The following is a 22,380-nucleotide window of genomic DNA, read 5'->3' as shown; positions in this document are numbered from 1 at the left end:
GATCACGAACAGGGCCCTGCGCCCCGCCAGATCGGCCTTTCGCCGCCGCAGCAACCGCCAGATCCACCGCCCGACCGCCGCCAGCAGCATCAGCGACATCACCAGGGTCGAGCTCTTGCGCAGGGCGCGCAGCATCGGATCGTGCGACAGATAGAAGCCGTCGCGCGTCCGGTGGAACAGGCCGCTAACCGCCAGGTCCACGCCGGGGAACAGCAAAAAGGCGGCGCTCAGTCCCACGATGGCGGCGGCGGCGAGGATGGCCGTCTCCTCGCTGGACAGCCGTATCCGCCATCGAAAGGCGACAGGCTTTCGCAGGGTCGGCGGGATGGCGTCGGCGGTGAAGTCCGTCATGATCGCCCCCCCCCGGATCGTCGTCCGCCCTCCATGCCCTCAAGGCGTGTCGCCGCCGTGTCGATCTTGCGACGACCACATGATGTCCGACCTGACTTGGCGGCGCCGCACGGGCGGTCTAGGACCGTCTCATGCCTGAACTTCCCGAGGTCGAAACCGTCCGACGCGGCCTGACGCCGGTGCTGGAGGGCGCGCGGCTGTCGCGGGTCAGGATCAACCGACCCGACCTGCGTTTTCCCTTCCCCGAGCGGTTCGTGGAACGGCTGGAGGGGGCGACGGTCCAGCGGATCGACCGCCGCGCCAAATATCTGCTGATGCCGCTGTCGACCGGCGAGACTTGGATCACCCATCTGGGGATGACCGGCCGCTTCACCCTGGACGGAACTCTGCTGGGCGAGTTCGAGGAGGCCGCGCCCATCGCCGGCAAGCACGAACATTTCAGCGGCTGCGCCATCCGCGACGGCGCCGCGACCCGCATCGGATACGCCGACGCCCGCCGGTTCGGTTTCATGGGCCTGATCCCCACCGACCAGGTCGAGACCCATCCCTGGTTCGCCGGCCTGGGCCCCGAGCCGCTCGGCAACGGCTTTTCCGGCGCGCATCTGGTCGAGGCGTTCGCGGGCAAGAAGCAGAACATCAAGGTCAGCCTGCTGGATCAGCGGATCGTGTCCGGCCTGGGCAATATCTATGTTTGCGAGGCGCTGTATCGCGCCCGCATCTCGCCCCTGGTCGCGGCCGGCAAGGTGTCGAAGGCGCGGCTGGAACGACTGGCGGCCGAGGTCCGCAACGTCCTGAACGACGCCATCGCGGCGGGCGGCTCGACTTTGCGCGATTTCGCCAACGCCGAGGGCGGCCAGGGCTATTTCCAGCACCGGTTCGACGTCTATGGCCGCGAGGGCGAACCGTGCAGAGGCGACAAATGCACCGGCGTCGTCGCCCGCATCGTCCAGAGCGGGCGTTCGACATTCTACTGCCCCTCCTGCCAGAAGGCGTAAGGTATGAGCGACCGCATCTGCCTGTTGCGCGGCGTCAATGTCGGCGGGGTCAAGGTCCCGATGGCCGAGCTGAAGACCATCGCCATCGAGGCCGGTTTCGCCAATCCGCGTACCCTCTTGGCCAGCGGCAATCTGGTGGTCGAAAGCGACGCCGAACCGGCCGATGTCGAGGCGCGGCTGGAGCAGGGGATCGCCGCCCATTTCGGCCGCCCCATCGAGGTGATCGTGCGCACGCCTGTGCAATGGGCGGCATTGATGGCTTCCAATCCGTTTGCGGACGAGGCCGGTCTCGACGGCTCGAAACGGCTGGTCATGGTGATGAAGGCGGGGATCAAGGACGGCGCGGTCGAGGCGCTGCGCGGCTTCGCGGCCGGCGACGAACGGATCGAGCCTGTCGGCGGCGACCTGTTCTTCTGGCATCCCGACGGCCTGGGCCGGTCGAAGATGGCGGAAAAGGCCCAGCCGCGCCTGATCGGCGTCGGCACAGGCCGCAACTGGAACACGGTGCAGAAGCTGGCCGCCATGGTCGGGCTGTAGAGACGCCTTCATCTCGACGCCGATTTCGTGCCAGATCGTTCCATGACCTTGCGCCAGCAACATCTGTGGATCGCTATCGTCACGACGCTCGGCGTCTGGGGGCTCTATGTCTGGCAGTTGCTCGAACGCGTTCGGGTCGGCGACCTGAAGACGACGGGCTTCGCCGGCGAGATGGGCGGGCTGTTCCTGTTCGGCCTGCTGCTGATCGGGATCGCAGAGGGGGTGCTGACCCTGATCGCCCGTCTGCTGCCGCACGCCGACACCCGCGAGGGCGCGGCCGAGCGCAAGGCTTCGCTGCAGGCCAGCCATATCTCGCTGATGGCGCTGATCGGCATGGTCACGGTGGTCGCCGCCGTCTTGTTCATCGTCGGCTGGATCGGCGAATCCGCCACGGCGCGGCTACTGGCGGCGGCGACGCCCGCCAATCTGCTGGTGCTGATCGCCAATGGCCTGATGGGCTGCGTGGTGGTGTCGGAGCTGATCCGTTTTTCCATGACGCTCGCCCTGCTGCGCGCCAGACGTTAGACCGGGCCGAAAGAGGAGACCGACCATGGCCGAGACCTATTCCAATCTGCTGATCGAACGCCACGCCGACGGCTATGCGGTGGTGACCCTGGACCGGCCCGAGGCGCTGAACGCCCTGAACTCGGCCCTGTTCAAGGACCTCGCCGACTTCCTCGACAGCGTCGAGCACGACGACGGCGTGCGCTGCCTCATCCTGACCGGCTCGGGCGAAAAGGCCTTCGCCGCCGGCGCCGACATCAAGGAGATGGCGGACCAGACCTACGCCCAGATGTACACGGGCAACTATTTCGCCCTCGGCCACGACCGCATCACCCGTTTCCGCAAGCCGATCATCGCCGCGGTCAACGGCTTCGCCCTGGGCGGCGGTTGCGAGCTGGCCATGCTGTGCGACTTCATCGTGGCGTCGGACAAGGCGAAGTTCGGCCAGCCCGAGATCAACCTCGGCGTCGCCCCCGGCATCGGCGGTTCGCAGCGCCTGACCCGTCTGGTCGGCAAGTCCAAGGCCATGGACATGGTCTTGACCGCCCGCATGATGGACGCGACCGAGGCGGAACGCGCCGGTCTTGCCTCCCGCGTCTTCCCGCACGAGACCCTGATGGACGAGACGCGCAAGATCGCCGCCAGGATCGCCTCGCAAAGCCCGCTGGCGGTCATGGCCAACAAGGAGATGGTCAACGCCGCGCTGGAGACCACCTTGACGCAAGGCGTCCAGTTCGAACGCCGCCTGTTCCACTCCCTGTTCGCCTTCGAGGACCAGAAGGAGGGCATGTCCGCCTTCGTCGAAAAGCGCAAACCGGACTTCAAGGGGCGATAAGCCGCAAGCGCGTCGTCAACCGATCGCCGTGATCGGGCGTTAGGGGCGAATGATGATCCGTCTCTTCGTTTCGCTCGTCGCGACCCTGTGCGTTCTCGCCCCCGCCGCCGTCCAGGCCCAAGGCCAGGCCCAGATTGCGGTACAGGCGCCGGCCTTCAGTTCCAGCCGCATCATCGTCGAGACGCGCGGGACTGGGCCGGACATCATCTTCATCCCCGGCCTGGGCTCGACGGGGTCGGCCTGGCGCTCGACGGCGGATCGGCTGGATGACCGCTACCGCGTGCATCTGGTCACCGTGCGCGGCTTCGGCGAAACCGACATCGGTGACAATGTCGGCGGCGGTCTCGCCGGGCCGGCCGCCAGCGAGATCGAACGCTATATCCGCGAACAGCGGATCGACCGCCCCGCCGTGATCGGCCATTCGCTGGGCGGTCAGATCGCCCTGCGCGTCGCCGCCGACATGGGCGACCGCATCGGGCGGGTGATGGTGGTCGATTCCTCGCCCTTCTTCCCGTCTCTGGTGGACGCCCGCGCGACGTCGGCCCAGGTCGAGCCCCTGGCGCGGCTGGGCTATCAGGCCCTGCTTCTGTTCGGTGATCAGGCGCTCAAGTCCCAGGTCGCGGCCTTTGGCGTGGACATGGGTCTGGCCGGCGACATGGTGTTCCAGGGGCTGGGTCTTCAGGGCGGCGACCGGCGCGTCCTGGCCCAAGGCCTGTATGAAGCCCTGACTGTGGACCTGCGCCCACGTCTGTCCCAGATCACCGCCCCGGTGACGGTGGTCTATGGCTGGACCCGCGACACCGAGGCCCCCCGCAATCGGCTGGAAGGCTTGTATCGCTACGGCTTCCAGGGCCTGCCGCGCACCGCGCGTTTCGAACGGATCGAAGGCGCCCAGCATCAGGTGATGATCGAACAGCCCCAGCGGTTCCTGGCGGCGGTTCAGCGGTTCCTGAGCTGACTCGTCACTTCGTCAGCGCGTCGATCACGACGCCTTCGGTGAGCAGTTGCGGCAAGATCTCCGGCTCGGCCTGACCGGGTCGATACAACAGATACAGCGGCACGCCCGAGCGGCCGTGCGCCTGAAGTTCCCGCGTGATGGCGTCGTCGCGGCGGGTCCAGTCGCCGACCAGATAGGCGGCGTTCGCCTGCGTCATCGCCTTGGCGACGCGGGGCGAAGACAGGGCCGCCCGCTCGTTGATCTTGCAGGTCACGCACCAGTCGGCGGTCAGGTTGACCAGCACTGGCCGCCCCGCCGCCGTCGCCTGGGCTACTGCCTCGACAGACCAGGGCTGGGCGGCGAGGGGGCCGCGCTCGCCCTGGGGCGCGGCGTCGGCATCGCGCGCGGCGCTCGCCGCAGCGCCGGCCAACCCGATGGCCATGACACCGGCGACGGTCGCGCAGATCGTGGCCAGCACGGGCCGCTCGCCCCGCTGGCGGGCGGCCTGGGCCAGTCCCAGCAGCCAGGCAGCGAAAGCCAGCAGCAGCGCCGCCGTCAGCAGCAGGCCCAGGGCATCGACCCCGCCCTGTCGCGTGAACACCCACAGCAGCCACAGCGCCGCCCCGTACATGGGGAAGGCCAGCAGACCCTTCAGCCGCTCCATCCAAACGCCCGGCCGAGGCAGGCGCGACAACAGTCCCGGCGACAGGCTGATCGCCAGATAGGGCAGGGCCAGACCCAGCCCCAGCATCAGAAACACCGCCAACGCCATCGGCCACGGCAGGACCAGGGCCGCGCCCAGGGCCGCCGCCATGAAGGGTGCGGTGCAGGGGGCCGCGACCACCACGGCCAGAACGCCGGTGAAGAAGGCGCCCGCCGCGCCGGGCAGGCGCGACAGCGGCCCCGACCCGGCGTTCTGCATCCCTGCGCCGACATGGAAGACGCCCGACAGGTTCAGCCCGACCAGCAGCATGACCAGGGCCAGGGCCGCGACCACGCCCGGCGACTGAAGCTGGAACCCCCAGCCGATCGCCTGACCCGCCGCCCTCAGCGCCAGCAGCGCCCCCGCCAGCACCAGGAAGCTGACCAGCACCCCGGCGGTGAAGGCCAGGCCGTCGCGCCGCGCCCGCGCCGGATCGTGCGCCGCCGCCGACAGCGACGCCGCCTTCATCGCCAGGACGGGGAAGACGCACGGCATCAGGTTCAGCACCAGCCCGCCCAGCAGAGCGAGGCCCAGGGCCTGAAGGAAGACCAGGACGCCTGTCCTGGCCGGCGCCGATGTCGCCTCGTCCAGCGGCGCCAATGCGCCCTGTCCCTGCGCGCCAGCCAGCGGCGGACCGGGCTGGGCCGTGATTTCCCACGCGCCCTTGTCGGTCGCCAGGACGCCGGCCAGCGGCGCCGTCGCCGCCTCTCGACCGGAGGTCAGCGTCACGCTCACGCCGTTGGGGCCTCGGGTTCCCGGCTGGGCGGCGGCATGGTCGATCCGTCCGCCCTCATAGGGGTAGAAATAGACTTGGCCGATGTCGGCGCCGGCCAGAGGTCCGCCCGTCGCGGTCAGGATCAGCTTGCCGGCTTCCGCCGTGACGCGCGCCTCGATGCCGGCCGGGCGCGGCGCGGTCTCGCCCAGCCGTTCGATCTCGCCGCCCCACGGTTTCGCCAGCGGCGCGGCGCCTTCGCGCACCGGCAGGGCCAGCGACAGGGTCAGCGGCTCGGGCACGCACATCTGGTCGCTGCACACCAGGAACAGCACGTCCGTCGTCAGGGTCAGCACCTCGCCCGGCCGCGCTGACGCCGGCACATGGATCGGCACGGGCAGCAGGACCGTGCCCGAATAGCCGTAGTTCATCAGGCTCATCAGCCGCTGGCGGCTGGGCAGGGGCCACAGGATCGGATCGGCCGTGACGCCGTCGGGCAGGGTCCAGACCAGGCTGGTCGCCCCGCCGCTGTCGCCCGGATTGCGCCAATAGGTGTGCCAGCCCGGCGCGATCTTCTGGCGCACGGCCACCACGGTGGTCGAACCGGGCGCGACCCACTGCGACATCGGGACCAGTTCGGCCTCGATCCGCACGGTGCTTTGTGGGCCGAAGGCGACGAGGCCGGAAGGCTGGCTCTGGACCGGCTGGGCCTGAATTGTCGAGAGCGACAGCAGGCACAGCAACAGACCGGCGAGAAAGGCGAGGGGACGCAAAGGGCGATTTCCGACGTTGGGAGGCGGCCACAACCTAGTCCCTCGGTAGCCCCCGCGCCATCACCTCATCGCCGCAGATCAGCGCGGCGAAGTCTCTATGAACACCTCGGCGCGGCGGCGCAGCGGTTCGTCCGCGCCCGAGGCGTTGACGGCGCCCGCATCGCCGGCGGCGTTTACTTCAAAGGCCGGCGCCGGCATGCCCGCGCGGGTCAGGGCCTCGGTGACTGCAAGCGCACGGCGTTGCGACAGGCTCAGATTGGCCTCGACCGTGCCGGTCGCATCGGCCAGGCCCAGCACTCGCACATGGTTCACGCGGCATTCCTTGGCCTTTTCGGCGGCGGTCTGCAGCAACACCGTGGCGGCGTCGGTCAGTCGCGCCTGGTTCTCCACGAAATAGACGTCGAACCGGCCCGAGACGCAGGGCGATTCCCCCACGACCAGCGCCTCGCGCTTCGGCGTTGGCGCACATGCCGCCAGCAGTCCCATCGCCAGCATCGCCAGCCCAGTCGATCGCTTCATCACAGCCCTCCCCGGCTTTGCCGGCCCATTACGCAAAAGAGGCGGCCCGTCCTTCGACAAGCCGCCTCTTCAACCTAGCGCCGGTCGCTGACTTTCGCGACCGGCAACTGATCATTGATCAATAACGGCGCTGACCGTTGTCCCAATAGCACTCGTCCTGACGATTATCGTAGCAGTAGTAGTAACGGCCTTGATTGTCGCGGTAGCGCTGCTGGTTGTTGCGGTCCTGGTTGGAACCGCGGACCGCGCCGGCTGCGCCGCCCAGGGCGCCACCGATCAGGGCGCCGGTGGCTGCGTTGCCGCCGCCGACGTTGTTGCCGATGATGGCGCCGGCGACAGCGCCGAGGCCGGCGCCGATGGCGCCCTGGCGGACGGTCTGGTTGGTGCCGCCGTTGTTATAGCCGTACGGGTCGCTGGCGCAGGCCGAAGCCAGAAGGCCGGCGCCGGCAATCGCGATAATCGCCTTGTTCATGGTGAAATCCTTTGTCCCTGGGTGTTCGCCCCTGTGGGCAGCAAACGTGTCCTCGCGGCTTAGGTTCCGCATCGCGCAGCTGTGTGTGCAAATATGGTGACGCTTGGACGGAACGGCGGCGTCCGCGAGGCGTTCGGCCGCCATGACCGATGTCACTCAAACCCTTTCCGACGCCGACGAACGCCCTGCGTTGACACCTCATGCCCAGATCAGACACGCCGTGATGCTGGTCAATCCGCTGTCCGGCAGTGTCGGGCCACGCGCTGCGGCCGAGGCCGAGGCAATCCTGGCCGACTACGATCTGAAGGCTCAGGTCATGACGTTCGAGGGTGGACACTTCGATCAGATCATCGCCGACGCCTTTGCGGCCAAGCCCGACGTGATCTTCGTTCTGGCCGGCGACGGCACGGCGCGCTCGGTGGCCTCCAAGGCCAGCCCCAACGGTCCGATGATCGCCCCCCTGCCGGGCGGGACCATGAATATGCTGCCCAAGGCGCTGTATGGCACGGCCGACTGGAAGCTGGCCCTGAAGCGCGCGCTGGAGGAGGGCGAGCCCCAGGCCGTCTCGGGCGGCGAGGTCCAGGGCGAATATTTCTACTGCGCCGCCATCCTGGGATCGCCCGCCCTGTGGGCGCCGGCGCGCGAGGCCATGCGGACCGGCAAGATCAAGCTGGCCTGGCAATATGGGCGGCGTGCATTGAAACGCGCCTTCTCGGGCCGACTGCGCTTCACCCTGGACGGCGGCGAGAAAAGGCGCACCGAGGCGCTTGTGCTCATCAGCCCGATGATCTCCAAGGCGATGGAAGATCCCATTGGGCTGGAGGCGGCCGCCATGGACCCCAGCGACACGACCCAGGCCTTCCGTCTCGCCGCCACGGCGCTGTTCAGCGACTGGCGCCAGGATCCGGCCGTTTCGACCCGGCCGGCCAAGTTGATCGAGGTGCGCGCCCGCTCCAAGATCCCCGCCGTGATCGACGGCGAGCCGTTGCTGCTCAAGCCCGAGGCCGTCATCCGCTTCGTGCCCAAGGCCTTCAAGGCCCTGGCGCCCCGACCGCCGTCGGCCGAGGACAGCATCTAGTGGGTCGTATTCTCCAGTTTTCCGACGTTCACTTCGGTTGCGAACACAAACACGCCTGCGCCGCCGCCCTGGACTACGCCCACGCCACGCCCAACGACCTGGTTCTGATCACCGGCGACATCACGCAAAAGGGGTTCCCGGACGAGTTCACGGCGGCCGGGGAATGGATGCGGGCCATGCCCGAGCCGCGCTTCGTCATCGTGGGCAATCATGACGTGCCCTACTGGGACGCCGTTGCGCGGGTGCTTCATCCGTGGCGCGCCTTCGAGACCGCGACGGGCTTTCCCGCCCACGACGGTCAGTTCCTGGGCAAGGACGTCATGGTGCGCGGCGTGGTCACCGCGCGCGGCTGGCAGGCCCGACCCAACTGGTCCAAGGGCGTCATCGACCTGGATCAGACGCGGCGCGCGGCCGAGGCCCTGCGCCAGGCGCCCATCGGCACGCTGAGAATCCTGGCCTGCCACCATCCGCTGATCGAGATGGTCGGCACGCCGATGACCGGCGACGTCAAGCGCGGCGACGAGGCCGCGCTGATCTTCGCTGAAGCCGGCGTTGATCTGATCATGACGGGCCACGTCCATGTGCCCTTCGCCATGCCGATCCCTCTGGCCGACCGCTGCTCTTATGCGGTCGGGTGCGGAACCCTGTCGCACCGCGAGCGGGGGGCGCCCCCAGGCTTCAACCAGATCGACTGGGACGCCAAGACCATCACGGTCACGGCCCTGGCCTGGGATGGCTCAAGCTATCGCTCGCACCAGGTCTGGCGACTGCCTCGACGTCAGGACACCCGAAACGCCGCCACTGCGCCCAGCCCTGTCGAGCCGGGCGCATTGGAAAAGGCCTTTCTCCCCGACGCCAAGCCTTAACGGAACGGCGGCTCGTCGAAGGCGCGCAGCTTGCGCGAGTGCAGGCGCGGGCCTTCCTTGCGCATCAGGTCCACGGCCTGGATGCCGATCTGAAGGTGTTCCGAGATCGAGCCTTCGTAGAAGCGGTTGGCCTGACCCGGCAGCTTGATCTCGCCGTGCAGCGGCTTGTCTGACACGCAAAGCAGCGTCCCGTAGGGCACGCGGAACCGATATCCTTGCGCGGCGATGGTGGCGCTTTCCATGTCGATGGCGACGGCGCGGCTCTGGTTGAAGCGCAGCGCCGACTTGGAATAGCGCAGCTCCCAGTTCCGGTCGTCGGTGGTGACCACGGTGCCGGTGCGCAGGCGCAGCTTGACCTCGTCGCCCGGCATGCCGCTGACGGACTTGGTGGCGTCGTACAGGGCGCGCTGGACCTCGGCGATGGACGGGATCGGAATGTCGGGCGGCAGGACCGCGTCCAGCACGTGGTCGTCGCGCAGATATGCGTGGGCCAACACATAGTCGCCGATGGTCTGGCTGGCGCGCAGGCCGCCGCAGTGACCGATCATCAGCCAGACGTGCGGGCGGGTGACGGCAAGGTGATCCGTGATCGTCTTGGCGTTGGACGGGCCGACCCCGATGTTGACCAGCGTCACCCCCTTATGGCCCGGCGCGGTCAGGTGATAGGCCGGCATCTGGTGCTTCTTCCAGGCCGTGTCGCTGATCGCCGCCTCAGGGTTGGGCGTATCGCGCGTAATCACCACGCCGCCGGCGCACGACAGGGTCTCATAGGGCGAGCCGGGCGTCTGCAGCTGTTCGATGGCCCAGCGCACGAACTCGTCGACATAGCGATTGTAGTTGGTGAACAGGACATAGGACTGAACGTCGTCAACCGGCGTGCCGGTGTAGTGTTTCAGCCGCGCCAGCGAGAAGTCGGTCCGCAAGCCGTCGAAGTGCGAGAGCGGGAAGTCGCCGCCCATCTCGAACAGACCATCGGCGATCTCGTCACCGATATGGGCCAGGTCCGTGGTCGGGAACCAGCGCGCCAGGGCGGCCGTCATCGACCGGTCCAGCGCGACCTCCAGCCCGTCCGTCACATAGGGGAAGGGGATTTCCTGCTTGGACACCGCGACCTCGAAGGTCGCATTATATTCCTGCTCCAGCAGGCCCAGCTGTTCGGTCAGATAGGGCCGGAACAGGTCCGGCCGCGTGATGGTGGTGGCGTAGGTTCCCTGTTTCGACAGCCGGGCATAGGCGCGCGGCTCCAGGTCCTGGGGACGATCCCCGTCCCAGCGGATGCGAAGTTCGGGATAGGCGAACACCCCTTCGGCGCGTTTCAGCGGATCGGGCCGCGCGCCGGTGTTGACGAAATCCCGCACGGCGTCGCGCAGGTTGGTCACGGATTGGGTGTAGAGGGTTTCGAGGCGGTCCAGCGCCGCCTGTGCTGTCATCTGTTCTGTCATGACTTCCTCTAGCGAAGCTTCTTGGCTTTGGCGAGGCGCCTGACGGGTAGTTTCTCAGTTTGAATCTAGGTCGCAGCAGCGGCCTATCCGGCTATTTCCATGCAGGACCGTCGTAGTCATCAGGTGGGGCCATTTCCTTCCAACGAAGAACCACTTCCTCGCACGAGTCATGCATGTGATCGATCAGCGTCTTGTGTGCGGCGGGGGCCTGCGTCGCTTTTCCTGCCATCACGTCGAACGAGTAACAGAGCTTGGGGTCCGCAGTCCCCGCATAAGCCAAGTGCTCCTTCGCAAACAGGTAGGCCAAGACGGCGGAAACCCGGCATCGCTCAGCCCGGGCTTTCGCGGATGCTTCGTCGGCTTTTGACAGAAGGAAGATTACCCCACCAACTAGGTTCGTGCCGTTTTTAGCCAAGCGATGTACTGTCGCATCCAAAGACACGCTGATGTCCACTCCGGCGATGTGAAGAAGCGGCTGGCCGGTCACCACAGATTTGCAGTCGAGCTTTTGTACGCCCATCGCGTTTGCGCTTTTTTAAAATGACGTGATCGCCTCTATCGAGCGCCGAGCGTCATCTTTTACCCAATCTGACGAGGTGGCTTTAGCCTCCTTCTCTGTCATGATCTCGATGGCAGAGGCCAAAATCTTTTGGTCGCGAGCCGAGTCACAAAGAAACTTGGCCAACGCATCTTTCGCGCCCTTGTATTGCGCAACAATCACAGTCTTAGGAAATTTTGCTGCTTTAACAATCTGTTTACGACGCGGGGGCGACGCCTTAAGGTATTCGGCAAGCTGGTTTGCCGATAGGCGCAGCTCTTGGTTGAAGCGATACTTGGGCTTGGAGGGATCGATGGAAGACATGTATCTGTCGGCCTCTCTGGGTGACCATAGAATGGTATGCGTATCGCCGTTATCTGCCAATGCTTATCGTGAATCGGGCGGGCGGGGCCTAGGTGGCGACTTTGGTTATTTTGTCTATGAGGTCGATCTTCGGTACCCTGATGCGGGTGTCGAAATCATCGCGAAAGCGGCCTCTCCTGATGCAGCAACACGGTTGTTCGACATGCTGGTGTCTGGACACGGCACTCCAGTCGCCGCTTAGCCTTCGCTTCTTGTAAAAGCCGCGCTTCGCTGGCGCTGGCTTACCAACTTCGATCCGGTTCGCGATGTCCTCCAGCGACCACAGCCGACGCCAGCCTCCATCGCCAGGGACGTCCGCAGCGTCTTAAATAGATGCGGCAAACGACTGCCTGGCGCTCAAGCTTGATTTCGCTGCATTGCAGCAATTTGTGACGGGGCTGCGGTTGCGGATCGGGGTGTGACGGCGCATCTGGCCCGAATGTCTTCTTCCCTCGCGTCAGCGCCCGCCAAGAAGGAGCTCGGCTTCGTCGAGTTCGTCTGCCTCATCGCCCTGATGATGGCGCTGAACGCCCTGGCGATCGACTCGATGTTGCCGGCCCTGCCGCACATCGGCGCGGACCTGAACGTTCTGGCCGACAACGACCGCCAGTGGGTGGTGACCGCCTATCTGCTCGGGTTCGGCGGCGCGCAGCTGTTCTACGGCCCGCTGGCGGATCGGTTCGGGCGCAAACCTGTCCTGCTGTTCGGCGTCGGCGTCTATGTGGTGTTCAGCCTCTTGGCGACCCTGGCGCCGACCTTCGACACCCTGATCATGGCTCGCATCGGTCAGGGTCTGGGCAGCGCCTGCACCCGCGTGCTGGCCGTCTCCATCGTGCGCGACCGTTACGAGGGCCGCACCATGGCGCGGGTCATGTCCTTCAGCTTCCTGGTCTTCCTGGGCGTGCCGATCCTGGCGCCGTCGCTGGGGCAACTGATCATGCTGGTCGGGCCGTGGCGCTGGATCTTCGCAGGCCTGGGCCTGATCGGCGTGGCCTTGATTGTCTGGGCGACCCTGCGCCTGCCCGAGACGCTGAAGCCCGAGGATCGCCTGCCGATCCAGTTCAAGCGTCTGACCGCGGCCTACAAGATCGCCCTGACCGACCGCACGGCCGTCGGCTACACCCTGGCCATGACGGCGATCACCGGGGCCCTGTTCGGCTTCATCAACTCGTCGCAGCAGATCTTCGCCGACGTCTTCAAGGCCGAGGCGGCCTTTCCGGCCATCTTCGCCCTGATCGCGGGCGGCATCGCCGTGGCCTCGATCGTCAATGCGCGGCTGGTGGTGAAGCTGGGCTCGCGCAAGATTTCGCACACGGCCCTGATCGGCTTCACCGCCATTTCCGCCGTCCATGCCGGCGTGGCGATCAGCGGGCATGAATCGATCTGGACCTTCGCCGTGCTGCAGACCCTGACCATGTTCTGTTTCGGCCTGCTGGCCGGCAACTTCGGCGCCATGGCCATGGAGACGATGGGCAAGATCGCCGGCACCGCCGCCTCGATTCAGGGCTTCATCTCCACCATCGTCGGCTCGCTGCTGGGCTTTGCGGTGGGCCAGCAGTTCAACGGCACGACCATACCGATGTCGGTGGGTTTCACCGTCTTTGGTTTGATCGCCCTGGGCTGGGTGCTGTTCGCCGAGCGGGGACGGCTGTTCCGGGCCCATCACGTGCCGCCGGTCGTTCAAACCTAGAGCGAGACTTGATCTTTTCGGCGTTTCCGCGCGTTCTCCGGCCAATCGTCACGGTCAGCCCAGGAAAGCCTCGATGAAGCGCAAAGCGCTCGGTCTCGTCTCCGCCCTCGCCCTCGCCGCTGCAATGGGGCTGAGCGCCTGCTCCACCACGACCGGGGGCGCCTCGATGACGCCGCCCGCCGTCGCCCCGGCGCCCGGTCCCGACGCGATCGACAGCCACACCTACGCCCGGCCCGAGATCGCCCGTGTCGTCGATGTGGCGCTGGACCTGACCGCGAACTTCGAGGCCAAGACCCTGTCGGGCACGGCGACCCTGGACATCCTGGCCGTCCCCGGCGCCAATGAGGTGATCCTGGACATCCGCAACCTGGACATCCAGGACGTGCGCGACGCGGCCGGTCAGCCGCTGCGTTACGTCGTCGGCGACAACGACGCCATCAAGGGCCAGCCCCTGACGGTCTATTTCCCCGCCTTCGCCGCCAACGAACGCCGCAAGATCACGGTCCGCTATTCGACCCGTCCCGACGCGGCGGCCCTGCAATGGCTCAGCCCGACCCAGACGGCGGGCGGCGAAAAACCCTATCTGTTCAGCCAGGGCCAGGCGATCCTGACCCGCACCTGGGTTCCGACCCAGGACAGCCCCGGCATCCGCCAGACCTATTCGGCCCGCATCACCGCGCCCGCCGACCTGACCGTGGTCATGAGCGCCGACCAGCTGACGCCCAAGGGCGAGCCGGCTGCGAACGGGATGAAGTCCTGGCGCTTCCGGATGAACAATCCGATCCCGCCCTATCTGATCGCCATCGGCGTCGGCGACATCGCCTTCGCGCCGTTCGACGAGCGCTCGGGCGTCTGGACCGAGCCTAGCCGCCTGCGGGCCGCCGCCGCCGAGCTGGAGCCGACCGCCGAAATGGTGGACGCGGCCGAGAAGCTGTACGGCCCCTATCGCTGGGGCCGCTACGACCTGCTGGTCTTGCCGCCCTCCTTCCCGTTCGGCGGGATGGAAAACCCCAAACTGACCTTCGCCACCCCGACCATCATCGCCGGCGACCAGTCGCTGGTGTCGCTGGTGGCGCACGAGCTGGCGCATAGCTGGTCGGGCAATCTGGTGACCAACGCCACCTGGAACGACTTCTGGCTGAACGAGGGCTTCACCACCTATTTCGAGAACCGGATCATGGAGTCGATCTACGGCCATGACCGGGCGGTGCAGGAACAGGTGCTGAGCTGGGACGGGCTGCAGGACGAGCTGAAGTCCCTGCCCGCCGCCGACACCCGCCTGCATCTGAACCTGATGGGTCGCGACCCCGACGACGGCATGAACACCATCGCCTATGACAAGGGCTCGGCCTTCCTGCGCACCATCGAGCGCGTCGTCGGGCGCGACAAGTTCGACGCCTGGCTGCGCGGCTATTTCGACCGCAACGCCTATCGGCCGATGACCACGGCCATGTTCCTGGACGACATCCGCACCCATCTAGTGAAGGGCGACGCGGCCCTGGAATCCGAACTGCAGCTGGACGCCTGGGTCTATCAGCCCGGCCTGCCGTCCAACGCTGTGGCCCCGGTGTCGAACGCCTTCACGCCGGTCGACGCCGCCGCCGTCGCCTTCTTCAAGGACAAGGGGCCGGCCTCGGCCATTCCGTGGGCCGACTGGAACACGCAGCAGCGCCAGCGTTTCCTGGGCTGGCGTCCCGAGAGGCTGCGTGCCAACACCGACTGGCTGACCAATGCGCAGCTGGCCGATCTGGAGCGCACCCTGAACCTGGCCAACGAGGGCAACAGCGAACTGACGTTCGGCTGGCTTCAGATCGCCCTGGCGCATCGCTATCAGCCCGCCGTCGCCACGGCCGAGAAATTCCTGACCAGCCAGGGCCGCCGCAAGTTCGTCCTGCCCCTGTTCCAGACCCTGTGGAACGAAGGCGACTGGGGCCGCGCAAACGCCCGCCGCATCTACGCCGAGGCCCGGCCTCTGTATCACCCGGTGACCAGCGGTTCGGTGGATCAACTGGTGGGACGTCCGTAGTATACGAAGAGAATGTCCCTTCTCCCCTCGGGGGAGAAGGTGGCTCGCGAAGCGAGACGGATGAGGGGGTTGGTTCCGCAGCCTCTCCCTCACCGTTTCGAGGCGGCTAGATACCCCTCATCCGAGGCCTCCGGCCCCACCTTCTCCCCCAAGGGGAGAAGGAACGCGTAGCGCTGGTTTGGCCCCGGCCATCATAATGACGCTGGTCCATCCTGAACGAATCCAATCGCTTGCCGATTTATGTCCCCCGTTCTCCCATCCCCCCTCCCAAACCGGCGTATTCTAGACCCGTCCCGTCGCATGGAGGGCTCGCTTGGCCTGCGACCTTGCGGCGGCGGGAGCGGATGGAACGGGGGCGGGTCTGAAACGGCTCGCGTCGGCGGCGACACATGGTGCGCCGTCGGAGGGTCGAGGGGGATACTCGGCCGCACTCGGGACGGGGTTCGCAGACCCCGCCGACCCGTCGCAGGCTTATGGGGTTAGGCGATAAGACCGCCACCGCTCGACGCCCCGAGCTTGCAGGCCAACCTTCCGCGCGGAGCGTCATACCCTTCGTCGAAACGTTAATCTCTAATCACACTCCGGGCGAAGGCCCGGCGCTCCGCCCAGCCCTCCAACACCTTCGCAGCGAAAGCGCGAGGACGAAGCCGTTTGTCTCCATGACGGAATCCGCCCCTTGCGTTGCGGTGCGGCGCCCTATCGTCTATCCCGCCGACACGGATTTCGACTGGAGCTTTCCCCATGGCTGACCTCGCCCCCGGCGTCGTGACTCTCTTCGGAGGATCGGGCTTTATCGGGTCGCAGGCGGTGCGCGCCCTGGCGCGGCGCGGCTGGCGTATTCGCGTGGCCGTGCGCAACCCGGTCCTGGCCATCGAGATCCAGCCGCTGGGCGATCCGGGCCAGATCCAGTTCATGCGCTGCGACATCACCAGCGCGGAGGACGTAGCCGCGGCGGTGCGCGGTGCGGACGCCGTGGTCAATCTGGTCGGCGTCCTGCACGACGCGGGCGGCAAGCGCGGCTTCGACGCCGTCCATACCCAGGCGGCGGCGACCATCGCCTCGGCCGCCAGGGCGGCGGGCGTCCAGCGTCTGGTCCAGATCTCGGCCATCGGCGCCGACGCCGCCAGCCCCTCGGCCTACGGCCGCACCAAGGCCAAGGCCGAAGAAGCCGTGCGCGCCGTCTATCCCGATGCGGTGATCCTGCGGCCTTCGCTGGTGTTCGGCGCCGGCGACGGCTTCCTGAACCGCTTCGCCGCCATGGCGACGATGTCGCCGGTCCTGCCGCTGATCGGCGGCGGGGAGACCCAGTTCCAGCCGGTCTATGTCGGCGACGTCGCCGAAGCCATCGCGCGCGGCGTGACCCGCGTCGATGCGGCGGGCCGCACTTTCGAACTGGGCGGGCCGAGCCTCTACACCTTCCGCGAAGTGCTGGAGCTGGTGCGCCGCGAGACCGGCCGCGACCGGATGCTGGTCCCCGTGCCCTTCGCCGTCGCCAGGCCCCTAGGCTCCCTGCTGCAACTGAGCCGGTTCGTCGGCGTCACCCCGCCGCTGACCCGCGATCAGGTGCTGATGCTGGAGAAGGACAATGTCGTGGCTCCCGACGCTCTGGGCCTCGGCGACCTGGGCATCGATCATCCGGCCGGCATGGCGGCCATCGCCCCGTCCTATCTGTGGCGCTACCGCGTCGGCGGCCAGTTCGCCGAAGCCCCCGCGCACTGAACGGGCCACTGAATTAATCCCCATCCGATGAGACCACAGGCCGTTTCTCGTCGCCTGTGGGACTTCGCTTGCGGGAACAAAGAGTGCACAGCTTAAGGATGCCGGCCACGCAGCCCCAGTTCTCCTCGACCGATACGCCTGACCTGAACGACGCGCGGGCCCTGCTGTCGCGCGTCTGGGGACACGCCGATTTCCGGGGCATGCAGGGGCAGGTGGTCGAGCAGATCCTGTCCGGCGGCGACGTGCTGGCCGTCCTGCCGACCGGCGGCGGCAAGAGCGTCTGCTACCAGATCCCCGCCATCCTGCGCCCCGGCCTGGGCCTGGTGGTCTCGCCCCTGATCGCCCTGATGACCGACCAGGTCGAGGCGTTGAAGCAACAGGGCGTCGCCGCCGCACGTCTCGATTCCGGCGTCTCGATGGACGACCGTTCGGCGATTTGGGCGGCGGCCCGCTCCGGCGATCTGGACCTGCTCTACGTCTCGCCCGAAGGCCTCGCGGCCGGGGCCATGATGGATCGTCTGGCCGAACTGCCCTTGAGCCTCATCGCCATCGACGAAGCCCACTGCGTCTCGCAATGGGGCCACGACTTCCGCCCCGACTATCGCAACCTGGGTCTGCTGGCCGAGCGGTTCCCGAACGTCCCACGCATCGCCGTCACCGCCACCGCCGACGCCCGTACGCGCGACGACATCCTGCGCTCGCTGCGGCTGGAAGAGGCCAAGGTCTTCGTCGACAGTTTCGCCCGTCCGAACCTCCAACTCTCGGCCGAGCGCAAGGAGAGCGCCTCGCGCGCCAAGACCGACGCCCGCGTCATCGAACTGGTGCGCGAGCGGCGAGGCAAGCCCGGCGTGGTCTATTGCGGCAGCCGCGACGGCTGCGACCGCGTGGCCCAGGCGCTGCGCGACGCCGGGACCAACGCCATCGCCTATCACGCCGGCATGGATAACAAGGAGCGGGACCGCCGGCTGGAGCGGTTCCTGGCCGAGGAGGGCGCCGTCATGGTCGCCACCATCGCCTTCGGCATGGGGGTCGATAAGGCCGACGTGCGCTTCGTCATCCACGCCGATCCGCCGGGCAGCCTGGAGGCCTATTGGCAGGAGATCGGGCGCGGCGGACGTGACGGCGAACCGGCCGAGGGCATCACCCTGTACGGCCCCTCAGACATCGCCTGGGCCCTGCGCCGGCTGGACAGCCGTCCGATGGCCGAGGAGGTCAAACAGGTCCAGGTGCGCAAGGCGCGCCAGCTGTTCGCCATGCTGGACGGCGCCGTCTGTCGCGCCCAGGCCGTGCGCCGCTATTTCGGCGAGACCGATGCGGAGCCTTGCGGCGTCTGCGACATCTGCGGCGACCCGCCCCAGCTTTATGACGCGACCGTCCCGGCCCAGAAGGCGCTGGCGGCGGTGCAGCGGCTGGGCGGCCGGTTCGGCCGGGGCCGGATCGTCGATCACCTGACCGGCCGCACCAAGGCGGTCCAGCCGTGGGAGCAACAGCTGTCCACCTGGGGCATCGGCGCCGACATCTCCCCCAACGGCTGGCGTGATATCGTCGATCATCTGCTGTTCGAAGGCCTGCTGGTCGAGGACGCCAATGACGGCAAGCCCCTAGTCGGTCTGGGCGACGGCGAGGCGGTGCGCGCTGTCTACAAGGCCGAACGCAAGATCGAGGTGCGCCGCGTACCCGCAGGCTTCGACGCCGGCACGCGTTCGGGCAATCCGCGCAATCGCCGCGACCGCACCGGCGAGGGCCGCAACGCGGCGCTGGAGACGATGGACGCCGATGTTCGCGCCCGGTTCGAGGCCCTGCGCGCCTGGCGCCGCGACCGCGCCTCGGAACAGCATGTCCCGCCCTATGTCATCTTCCAGGACAAGACCCTGCTGGAGATCGCCCAGGCGGAGCCGGGCGATCTTAACAGTTTGGGGGCCATTTCCGGCGTCGGTCAGTCCAAGCTGGATCGCTACGGCAAGGGCGTGCTGGAGACGCTGAACGCCCTTTAGGTCAGATCAGACTTCCGGCTTGGGCGGTGCGGTGATGACTTCCACGTTGTCGTTCAGCAGGTAGGACAGTTCCGACAGGGCCACCGCGCGTTCCGCCGGGTTGGCGGCGGCCTGAACGGCCTGGACCTTCTTGGGCATGTCCTCGGAGATGCCGCGCAGGATGCATTTCAGGTCGCCGTCGGTGCCGCGTTCCTTCAGGATCAGGTGGCCCTGCATGTCGAGCGCAGCCAGCTGTTCGGCCTGGGCCTTGAAGCCGGTGAAGGCCTGGCTGGTGAAGAAGGCGGCGTCGTCGGCGGCCTTGGCGGTCGCCCAGCCGTCGACCATGGCCTTCAGGCTGGTCGAGCGCGAGATGATGTCGGCGAACAAGGGCTCGCCCGCCACCGAGATCGGCGCGCCGACGGCGGCCGGCGGCTGATCGGCCGCCAGGGCGACGGCGGGATTGGACATCGCCAGGGCGATCGAAAGCGCGAGGCCGCAAGACATGGGGATGACTTCCTGTTTCACCGTCCGCTAGGACGTTGAACCTCTTTACCCCCGACCCGTAAACGAGTGTTTACCCTCTCCAACGCCCACATCATCGACCGAGGACGCCATGAGCCGCGACGACGCCTGGAAGACATTCGATCGCACCGCCGTCGAGGCGGGCCAGACCCGGATCGTGGATCAGTTCGCCGCCGATCCCGACCGGCTGGCGCGGATGTCGGTCGAGGCGGCGGGGCTCTATCTGGACCTGTCGAAACAGAGCTGGACGAAAGCCGCCTTCGACGCCTGCCTGGATCTGGCCCGTGCCTCGGATGTCGAGGCAAGACGCGCCGCCCTGTTCGCCGGCGAGGCCGTCAATCTGACCGAGGGCCGGGCCGTGCTGCATCCGGCTCTGCGCGCTGCGCTGGGCGCCGACTTCCATGCCCTGGGGGAACCGGTCTCGGCCGAGGTGGACGCCGTGCGGGCGGACATGAAGGCCTATGCCGACGCCGTGCGCTCGGGCGCCGAGGAGGGGGCCACGGGGCGCAAGTTCGAGGCCATCGTCCATGTCGGCATCGGCGGGTCGGACCTGGGGCCGCGCGTGGTCTGGGACGCCCTGCGCCCGCTGGACCCGGCTATCGACCTGCGCTTCGTCGCCAATATCGATCCGCGCGACATGGCCGAGGCCCTGACTGAGCTGGACCCAGAGACCACCCTGGTCGTGGTCGTGTCCAAGACCTTCACGACGCAAGAGACCCTGGCCAACGCCGAAGCGGCCAAGGCCTGGCTGGCCGCGTCCCTGCCGGCCGAGGGGATGACGAAACACTTTATCGGGGTGACGGCGGCGCCGGACAAGGCGGCGGCCTTCGGCTGCGGCCGGACCTTCGCCTTCCGGGACTGGGTCGGCGGGCGGTATTCGCTGTGGTCGGCAGTTAGCCTGTCGTGCGGCATCGCCCTGGGCTGGGATGTGTTCGAGGCCATGCTGGTCGGGGCGGCGGCCATGGACGACCATTTCGTCTCGGCCCCGTTGGAGCAGAACGCGCCGATCCTCCTGGCCCTGGCCCAGGTGTTCAATGTCGACGGTCTGGACCGGCCCGCCCGCACAGTGGCCCCCTATGCCCACGCCCTGCGCCGCCTGCCGTCTTTCCTGCAGCAGCTGGAGATGGAGTCGAATGGCAAGCGGGTGCATCGCGACGGCACGCCGGTGACGCGTCAGACCTGCCCCGTCGTGTTCGGCGAGCCAGGCACCAACGGCCAGCACGCCTTCTTCCAGCAGATCCACCAGGGACCCCAGACCGTGCCGGCCGAGTTCGTGATCGTGGCCAAGACGCATGTCGATGCGCCGGAATCGCCGCTCTGGTCGAATGCCCTGGCGCAAGGCCAGGCCCTGATGCTGGGCAAGACGACCGAGGCGGCCAAGGCCGAAGGTCTGGCCCAAGGCTTGGCGGAAGAGGAAGCGACCCGTCTGGCGCCGCACCGCACCTTCACCGGCAACCGCCCCTCGACGGCCATCGTCATGGAGCGGCTGACGCCCCAGGCCCTGGGCTCATTGCTGGCCCTCTATGAGCACAAGACCTTCGTCGAGGGCGTGATCTGGGACATCAACAGCTTCGACCAGTGGGGCGTCGAACTGGGCAAGGTGCTGGCCAAGGCGATCCTGAAGGATGTGGACGCCGGCGGTCCGTCGTCCGATCTGGACCCGTCCACGGCGGCCTTGATGACGCGGTTGATGGGCTGACGAAGAAAGGGCCCGGCCTTGCGGCCGAGCCCTTCGTTCTTCTCAGATCGTCGCGCGACTACCAGCGGCGATCGTGGCGGTAATCCCGGCGATCGTCGCGGCGGTCATAACGTTGCTCGCGGCGATAATCGCGGTAGTCGCGGCGCTGTTCGTAGCGCGAGTCGCGGCTGTTGATGCCGTGCTCGCGTTCCCAGTGGCCCTGGTTCCGGTAGCACTGGCCGCCGCGATAATATTCGCAGCCCGAGCCGCGGTTCGACGACGCCACGGCGCCGATGGCCGCGCCGCCCAAGGCGCCGCCCGCGATATAGCGGCCGTCGCCGTTGCCGTAGATGGCGCCGGCCAGACCGCCGACGGCTGCGCCGATCAGGGCGTTGCGGCCGGTGTCGTCGCGATCACGCGATTGGGCCGAGGCCGGGGCGGCCATCAGGCTCATGGCGACGACCGGGGCGGCGACGGCGGCGGTGATCTTCAGCAAGTTGGACATGGTCGTCTCCTTTTATTTTCGGGCCGGTTCGGCGTTTCCGAGAAAGGAAATGCATCCAGCGTTGAAACGGTTCTGCCAGCCTGTGCTTGAACAGCCCCGGAGCCCGCCATTCATTTTCGGTTCATTTGTCGCGGAAGTTTCGCAGACGGCCGGCGATGGCGCGCTTGACGCTGGCCCCTGCTCTGACTACCTCCCGGTCGCGTTAGCACTCTCGACGGTCGGCTGCCAAAACGGTGATCGAAGAGAGGCTGGCCCACCGTTTTCAAGTCGCCCCCGTCCGGGGGTACATAAGGAGAGAACCGATGGCGTTTCGTCCGCTCGGCGACCGCGTGCTGGTTAAGCGCGTTGAAGAAGAATCCAAGACCAAGGGCGGGATCATCATCCCCGACACCGCCAAGGAAAAGCCGCAGGAAGGCGAAGTCGTCTCCGTCGGCCCCGGCGTTCGTGACGAATCCGGCAAGGTCAACGCCCTGGAGCTGAAGGCCGGCGACCGCATCCTGTTCGGCAAGTGGTCGGGCACGGAAGTGAAGATCGACGGCGACGACCTGATCATCATGAAGGAATCCGACGTCCTGGGCGTGCTGTCCTAAGCACCCGACGTTCGATCTTCTTCAATCAATCCATCTAGATAGGAGCTGCCCG

Annotated in this window: 22 protein-coding genes; 14 read left to right on the top strand and 8 right to left on the bottom strand. The window is 67.3% G+C overall.

Translation table 11 applies throughout. From position 1 onward, the window contains the following. Positions 1-482 precede the first annotated feature (482 nt). The 5 genes from mutM to ACP693_RS15650 are packed head-to-tail and all read left to right on the top strand — an operon-like array spanning position 483 to position 4,180. Positions 483-1,346, top strand: a complete 864-nt coding sequence (mutM, locus tag ACP693_RS15670; protein WP_426020608.1) for a bifunctional DNA-formamidopyrimidine glycosylase/DNA-(apurinic or apyrimidinic site) lyase — start codon at positions 483-485, stop codon at positions 1,344-1,346. Between the two features lie 3 nt (positions 1,347-1,349). Beyond that, positions 1,350-1,883: a DUF1697 domain-containing protein gene (locus tag ACP693_RS15665; RefSeq protein ID WP_426020607.1), complete on the top strand. Its 534-nt coding sequence runs from the start codon at positions 1,350-1,352 to the stop codon at positions 1,881-1,883. Between the two features lie 42 nt (positions 1,884-1,925). After that, entirely contained in the window at positions 1,926-2,408 is a 483-nt protein-coding gene (locus tag ACP693_RS15660) for a hypothetical protein (RefSeq protein WP_426020606.1), read from the top strand. 25 nt (positions 2,409-2,433) lie between these two features. Continuing rightward, positions 2,434-3,222, top strand: coding sequence for an enoyl-CoA hydratase-related protein (locus tag ACP693_RS15655; RefSeq protein WP_426020605.1), 789 nt, complete (start codon positions 2,434-2,436; stop codon positions 3,220-3,222). Positions 3,223-3,274: 52 nt separating this feature from the next. After that, positions 3,275-4,180 carry an alpha/beta fold hydrolase gene (locus tag ACP693_RS15650; RefSeq protein WP_426020604.1) on the top strand — a complete coding sequence of 302 codons (906 nt, stop codon included), beginning with the start codon at positions 3,275-3,277 and terminating at the stop codon, positions 4,178-4,180. Positions 4,181-4,184: 4 nt separating this feature from the next. Here the strand turns inward: ACP693_RS15650 and ACP693_RS15645 are convergent, their stop codons facing one another. The 3 genes from ACP693_RS15645 to ACP693_RS15635 all read right to left on the bottom strand — a co-directional run bounded on the left by ACP693_RS15645 (position 4,185) and on the right by ACP693_RS15635 (position 7,338). Next, positions 4,185-6,347, bottom strand: coding sequence for a protein-disulfide reductase DsbD family protein (locus ACP693_RS15645; RefSeq protein ID WP_426020603.1), 2,163 nt, complete (start codon positions 6,345-6,347; stop codon positions 4,185-4,187). Positions 6,348-6,425: 78 nt separating this feature from the next. Further along, positions 6,426-6,866: an OmpA family protein gene (locus ACP693_RS15640; protein WP_426020602.1), complete on the bottom strand. Its 441-nt coding sequence runs from the start codon at positions 6,864-6,866 to the stop codon at positions 6,426-6,428. Between the two features lie 118 nt (positions 6,867-6,984). Continuing rightward, entirely contained in the window at positions 6,985-7,338 is a 354-nt protein-coding gene (locus ACP693_RS15635; RefSeq protein WP_135194456.1) for a glycine zipper domain-containing protein, read from the bottom strand. A 142-nt stretch (positions 7,339-7,480) separates the two neighbouring features. Here ACP693_RS15635 and ACP693_RS15630 point away from each other — a divergent pair, with 142 nt between their 5' ends. Next, positions 7,481-8,416 (top strand): diacylglycerol/lipid kinase family protein, encoded by a 936-nt coding sequence (locus ACP693_RS15630; protein ID WP_426020601.1) that lies wholly within the window; start codon positions 7,481-7,483, stop codon positions 8,414-8,416. Further along, positions 8,416-9,282: a metallophosphoesterase family protein gene (locus ACP693_RS15625; RefSeq protein ID WP_426020599.1), complete on the top strand. Its 867-nt coding sequence runs from the start codon at positions 8,416-8,418 to the stop codon at positions 9,280-9,282. Before ACP693_RS15630 ends, ACP693_RS15625 begins: the two co-directional genes overlap by 1 nt. Here ACP693_RS15625 and ACP693_RS15620 read toward each other — a convergent pair. The 3 genes from ACP693_RS15620 to ACP693_RS15610 form a co-directional block, all read right to left on the bottom strand. Further along, positions 9,279-10,724, bottom strand: a complete 1,446-nt coding sequence (locus ACP693_RS15620; protein ID WP_425981694.1) for an AMP nucleosidase — start codon at positions 10,722-10,724, stop codon at positions 9,279-9,281. The two genes, ACP693_RS15625 and ACP693_RS15620, sit on opposite strands and share 4 nt — an antisense overlap. Before the next feature lie 91 nt (positions 10,725-10,815). Beyond that, complete coding sequence (locus tag ACP693_RS15615) at positions 10,816-11,244, bottom strand: hypothetical protein (RefSeq protein ID WP_426020598.1); 429 nt, start codon at positions 11,242-11,244, stop codon at positions 10,816-10,818. Between the two features lie 15 nt (positions 11,245-11,259). After that, positions 11,260-11,586 (bottom strand): hypothetical protein, encoded by a 327-nt coding sequence (locus tag ACP693_RS15610; protein WP_426020597.1) that lies wholly within the window; start codon positions 11,584-11,586, stop codon positions 11,260-11,262. Here ACP693_RS15610 and ACP693_RS15605 point away from each other — a divergent pair. From ACP693_RS15605 to recQ, 5 genes are all read left to right on the top strand, one after another. Next, the gene (locus ACP693_RS15605) at positions 11,576-11,827 is read left to right on the top strand and encodes a hypothetical protein (protein WP_426020596.1); all 252 of its coding nucleotides are present in this window, start codon (positions 11,576-11,578) and stop codon (positions 11,825-11,827) included. The two genes, ACP693_RS15610 and ACP693_RS15605, sit on opposite strands and share 11 nt — an antisense overlap. A 237-nt stretch (positions 11,828-12,064) precedes the next feature. Further along, the gene (locus ACP693_RS15600; protein ID WP_426020595.1) at positions 12,065-13,315 is read left to right on the top strand and encodes a multidrug effflux MFS transporter; all 1,251 of its coding nucleotides are present in this window, start codon (positions 12,065-12,067) and stop codon (positions 13,313-13,315) included. A 73-nt stretch (positions 13,316-13,388) separates the two neighbouring features. Next, positions 13,389-15,341 carry a M1 family metallopeptidase gene (locus ACP693_RS15595; protein ID WP_426020594.1) on the top strand — a complete coding sequence of 651 codons (1,953 nt, stop codon included), beginning with the start codon at positions 13,389-13,391 and terminating at the stop codon, positions 15,339-15,341. A gap of 741 nt (positions 15,342-16,082) precedes the next feature. Further along, on the top strand, positions 16,083-17,060 hold the full coding sequence (locus tag ACP693_RS15590) for a complex I NDUFA9 subunit family protein (RefSeq protein WP_426020593.1): 978 nt from the start codon (positions 16,083-16,085) through the stop codon (positions 17,058-17,060). 98 nt (positions 17,061-17,158) lie between these two features. Beyond that, positions 17,159-19,054: a DNA helicase RecQ gene (gene recQ / locus ACP693_RS15585; protein WP_426020591.1), complete on the top strand. Its 1,896-nt coding sequence runs from the start codon at positions 17,159-17,161 to the stop codon at positions 19,052-19,054. Positions 19,055-19,060: 6 nt separating this feature from the next. Here the strand turns inward: recQ and ACP693_RS15580 are convergent, their stop codons facing one another. After that, a complete protein-coding gene (locus ACP693_RS15580; RefSeq protein ID WP_426020589.1) occupies positions 19,061-19,537 on the bottom strand; it encodes a hypothetical protein in 477 nt (158 codons plus the stop codon). 109 nt (positions 19,538-19,646) lie between these two features. On the opposite strand from ACP693_RS15580, the gene pgi reads away from it, so the two are divergent. Next, positions 19,647-21,254 carry a glucose-6-phosphate isomerase gene (pgi, locus tag ACP693_RS15575; protein WP_426020588.1) on the top strand — a complete coding sequence of 536 codons (1,608 nt, stop codon included), beginning with the start codon at positions 19,647-19,649 and terminating at the stop codon, positions 21,252-21,254. Between the two features lie 58 nt (positions 21,255-21,312). On the opposite strand, the gene ACP693_RS15570 is transcribed toward pgi, so the two are convergent. Further along, the gene (locus ACP693_RS15570; RefSeq protein WP_426020587.1) at positions 21,313-21,738 is read right to left on the bottom strand and encodes a hypothetical protein; all 426 of its coding nucleotides are present in this window, start codon (positions 21,736-21,738) and stop codon (positions 21,313-21,315) included. Positions 21,739-22,040: 302 nt separating this feature from the next. Between ACP693_RS15570 and groES the strand changes: the two genes are divergently transcribed. Then, positions 22,041-22,328 carry a co-chaperone GroES gene (gene groES, locus ACP693_RS15565; protein ID WP_008259448.1) on the top strand — a complete coding sequence of 96 codons (288 nt, stop codon included), beginning with the start codon at positions 22,041-22,043 and terminating at the stop codon, positions 22,326-22,328. The last annotated feature ends 52 nt before the right edge of the window (positions 22,329-22,380 follow it).

The organism is Brevundimonas sp. TWP1-3 (assembly GCF_049896085.1).
Classification (GTDB): Bacteria; Pseudomonadota; Alphaproteobacteria; order Caulobacterales; family Caulobacteraceae; genus Brevundimonas.
The sequence above is the reverse complement of the archived record's forward strand: the minus strand, read 5'-3'. Positions and strand labels throughout refer to the sequence as shown.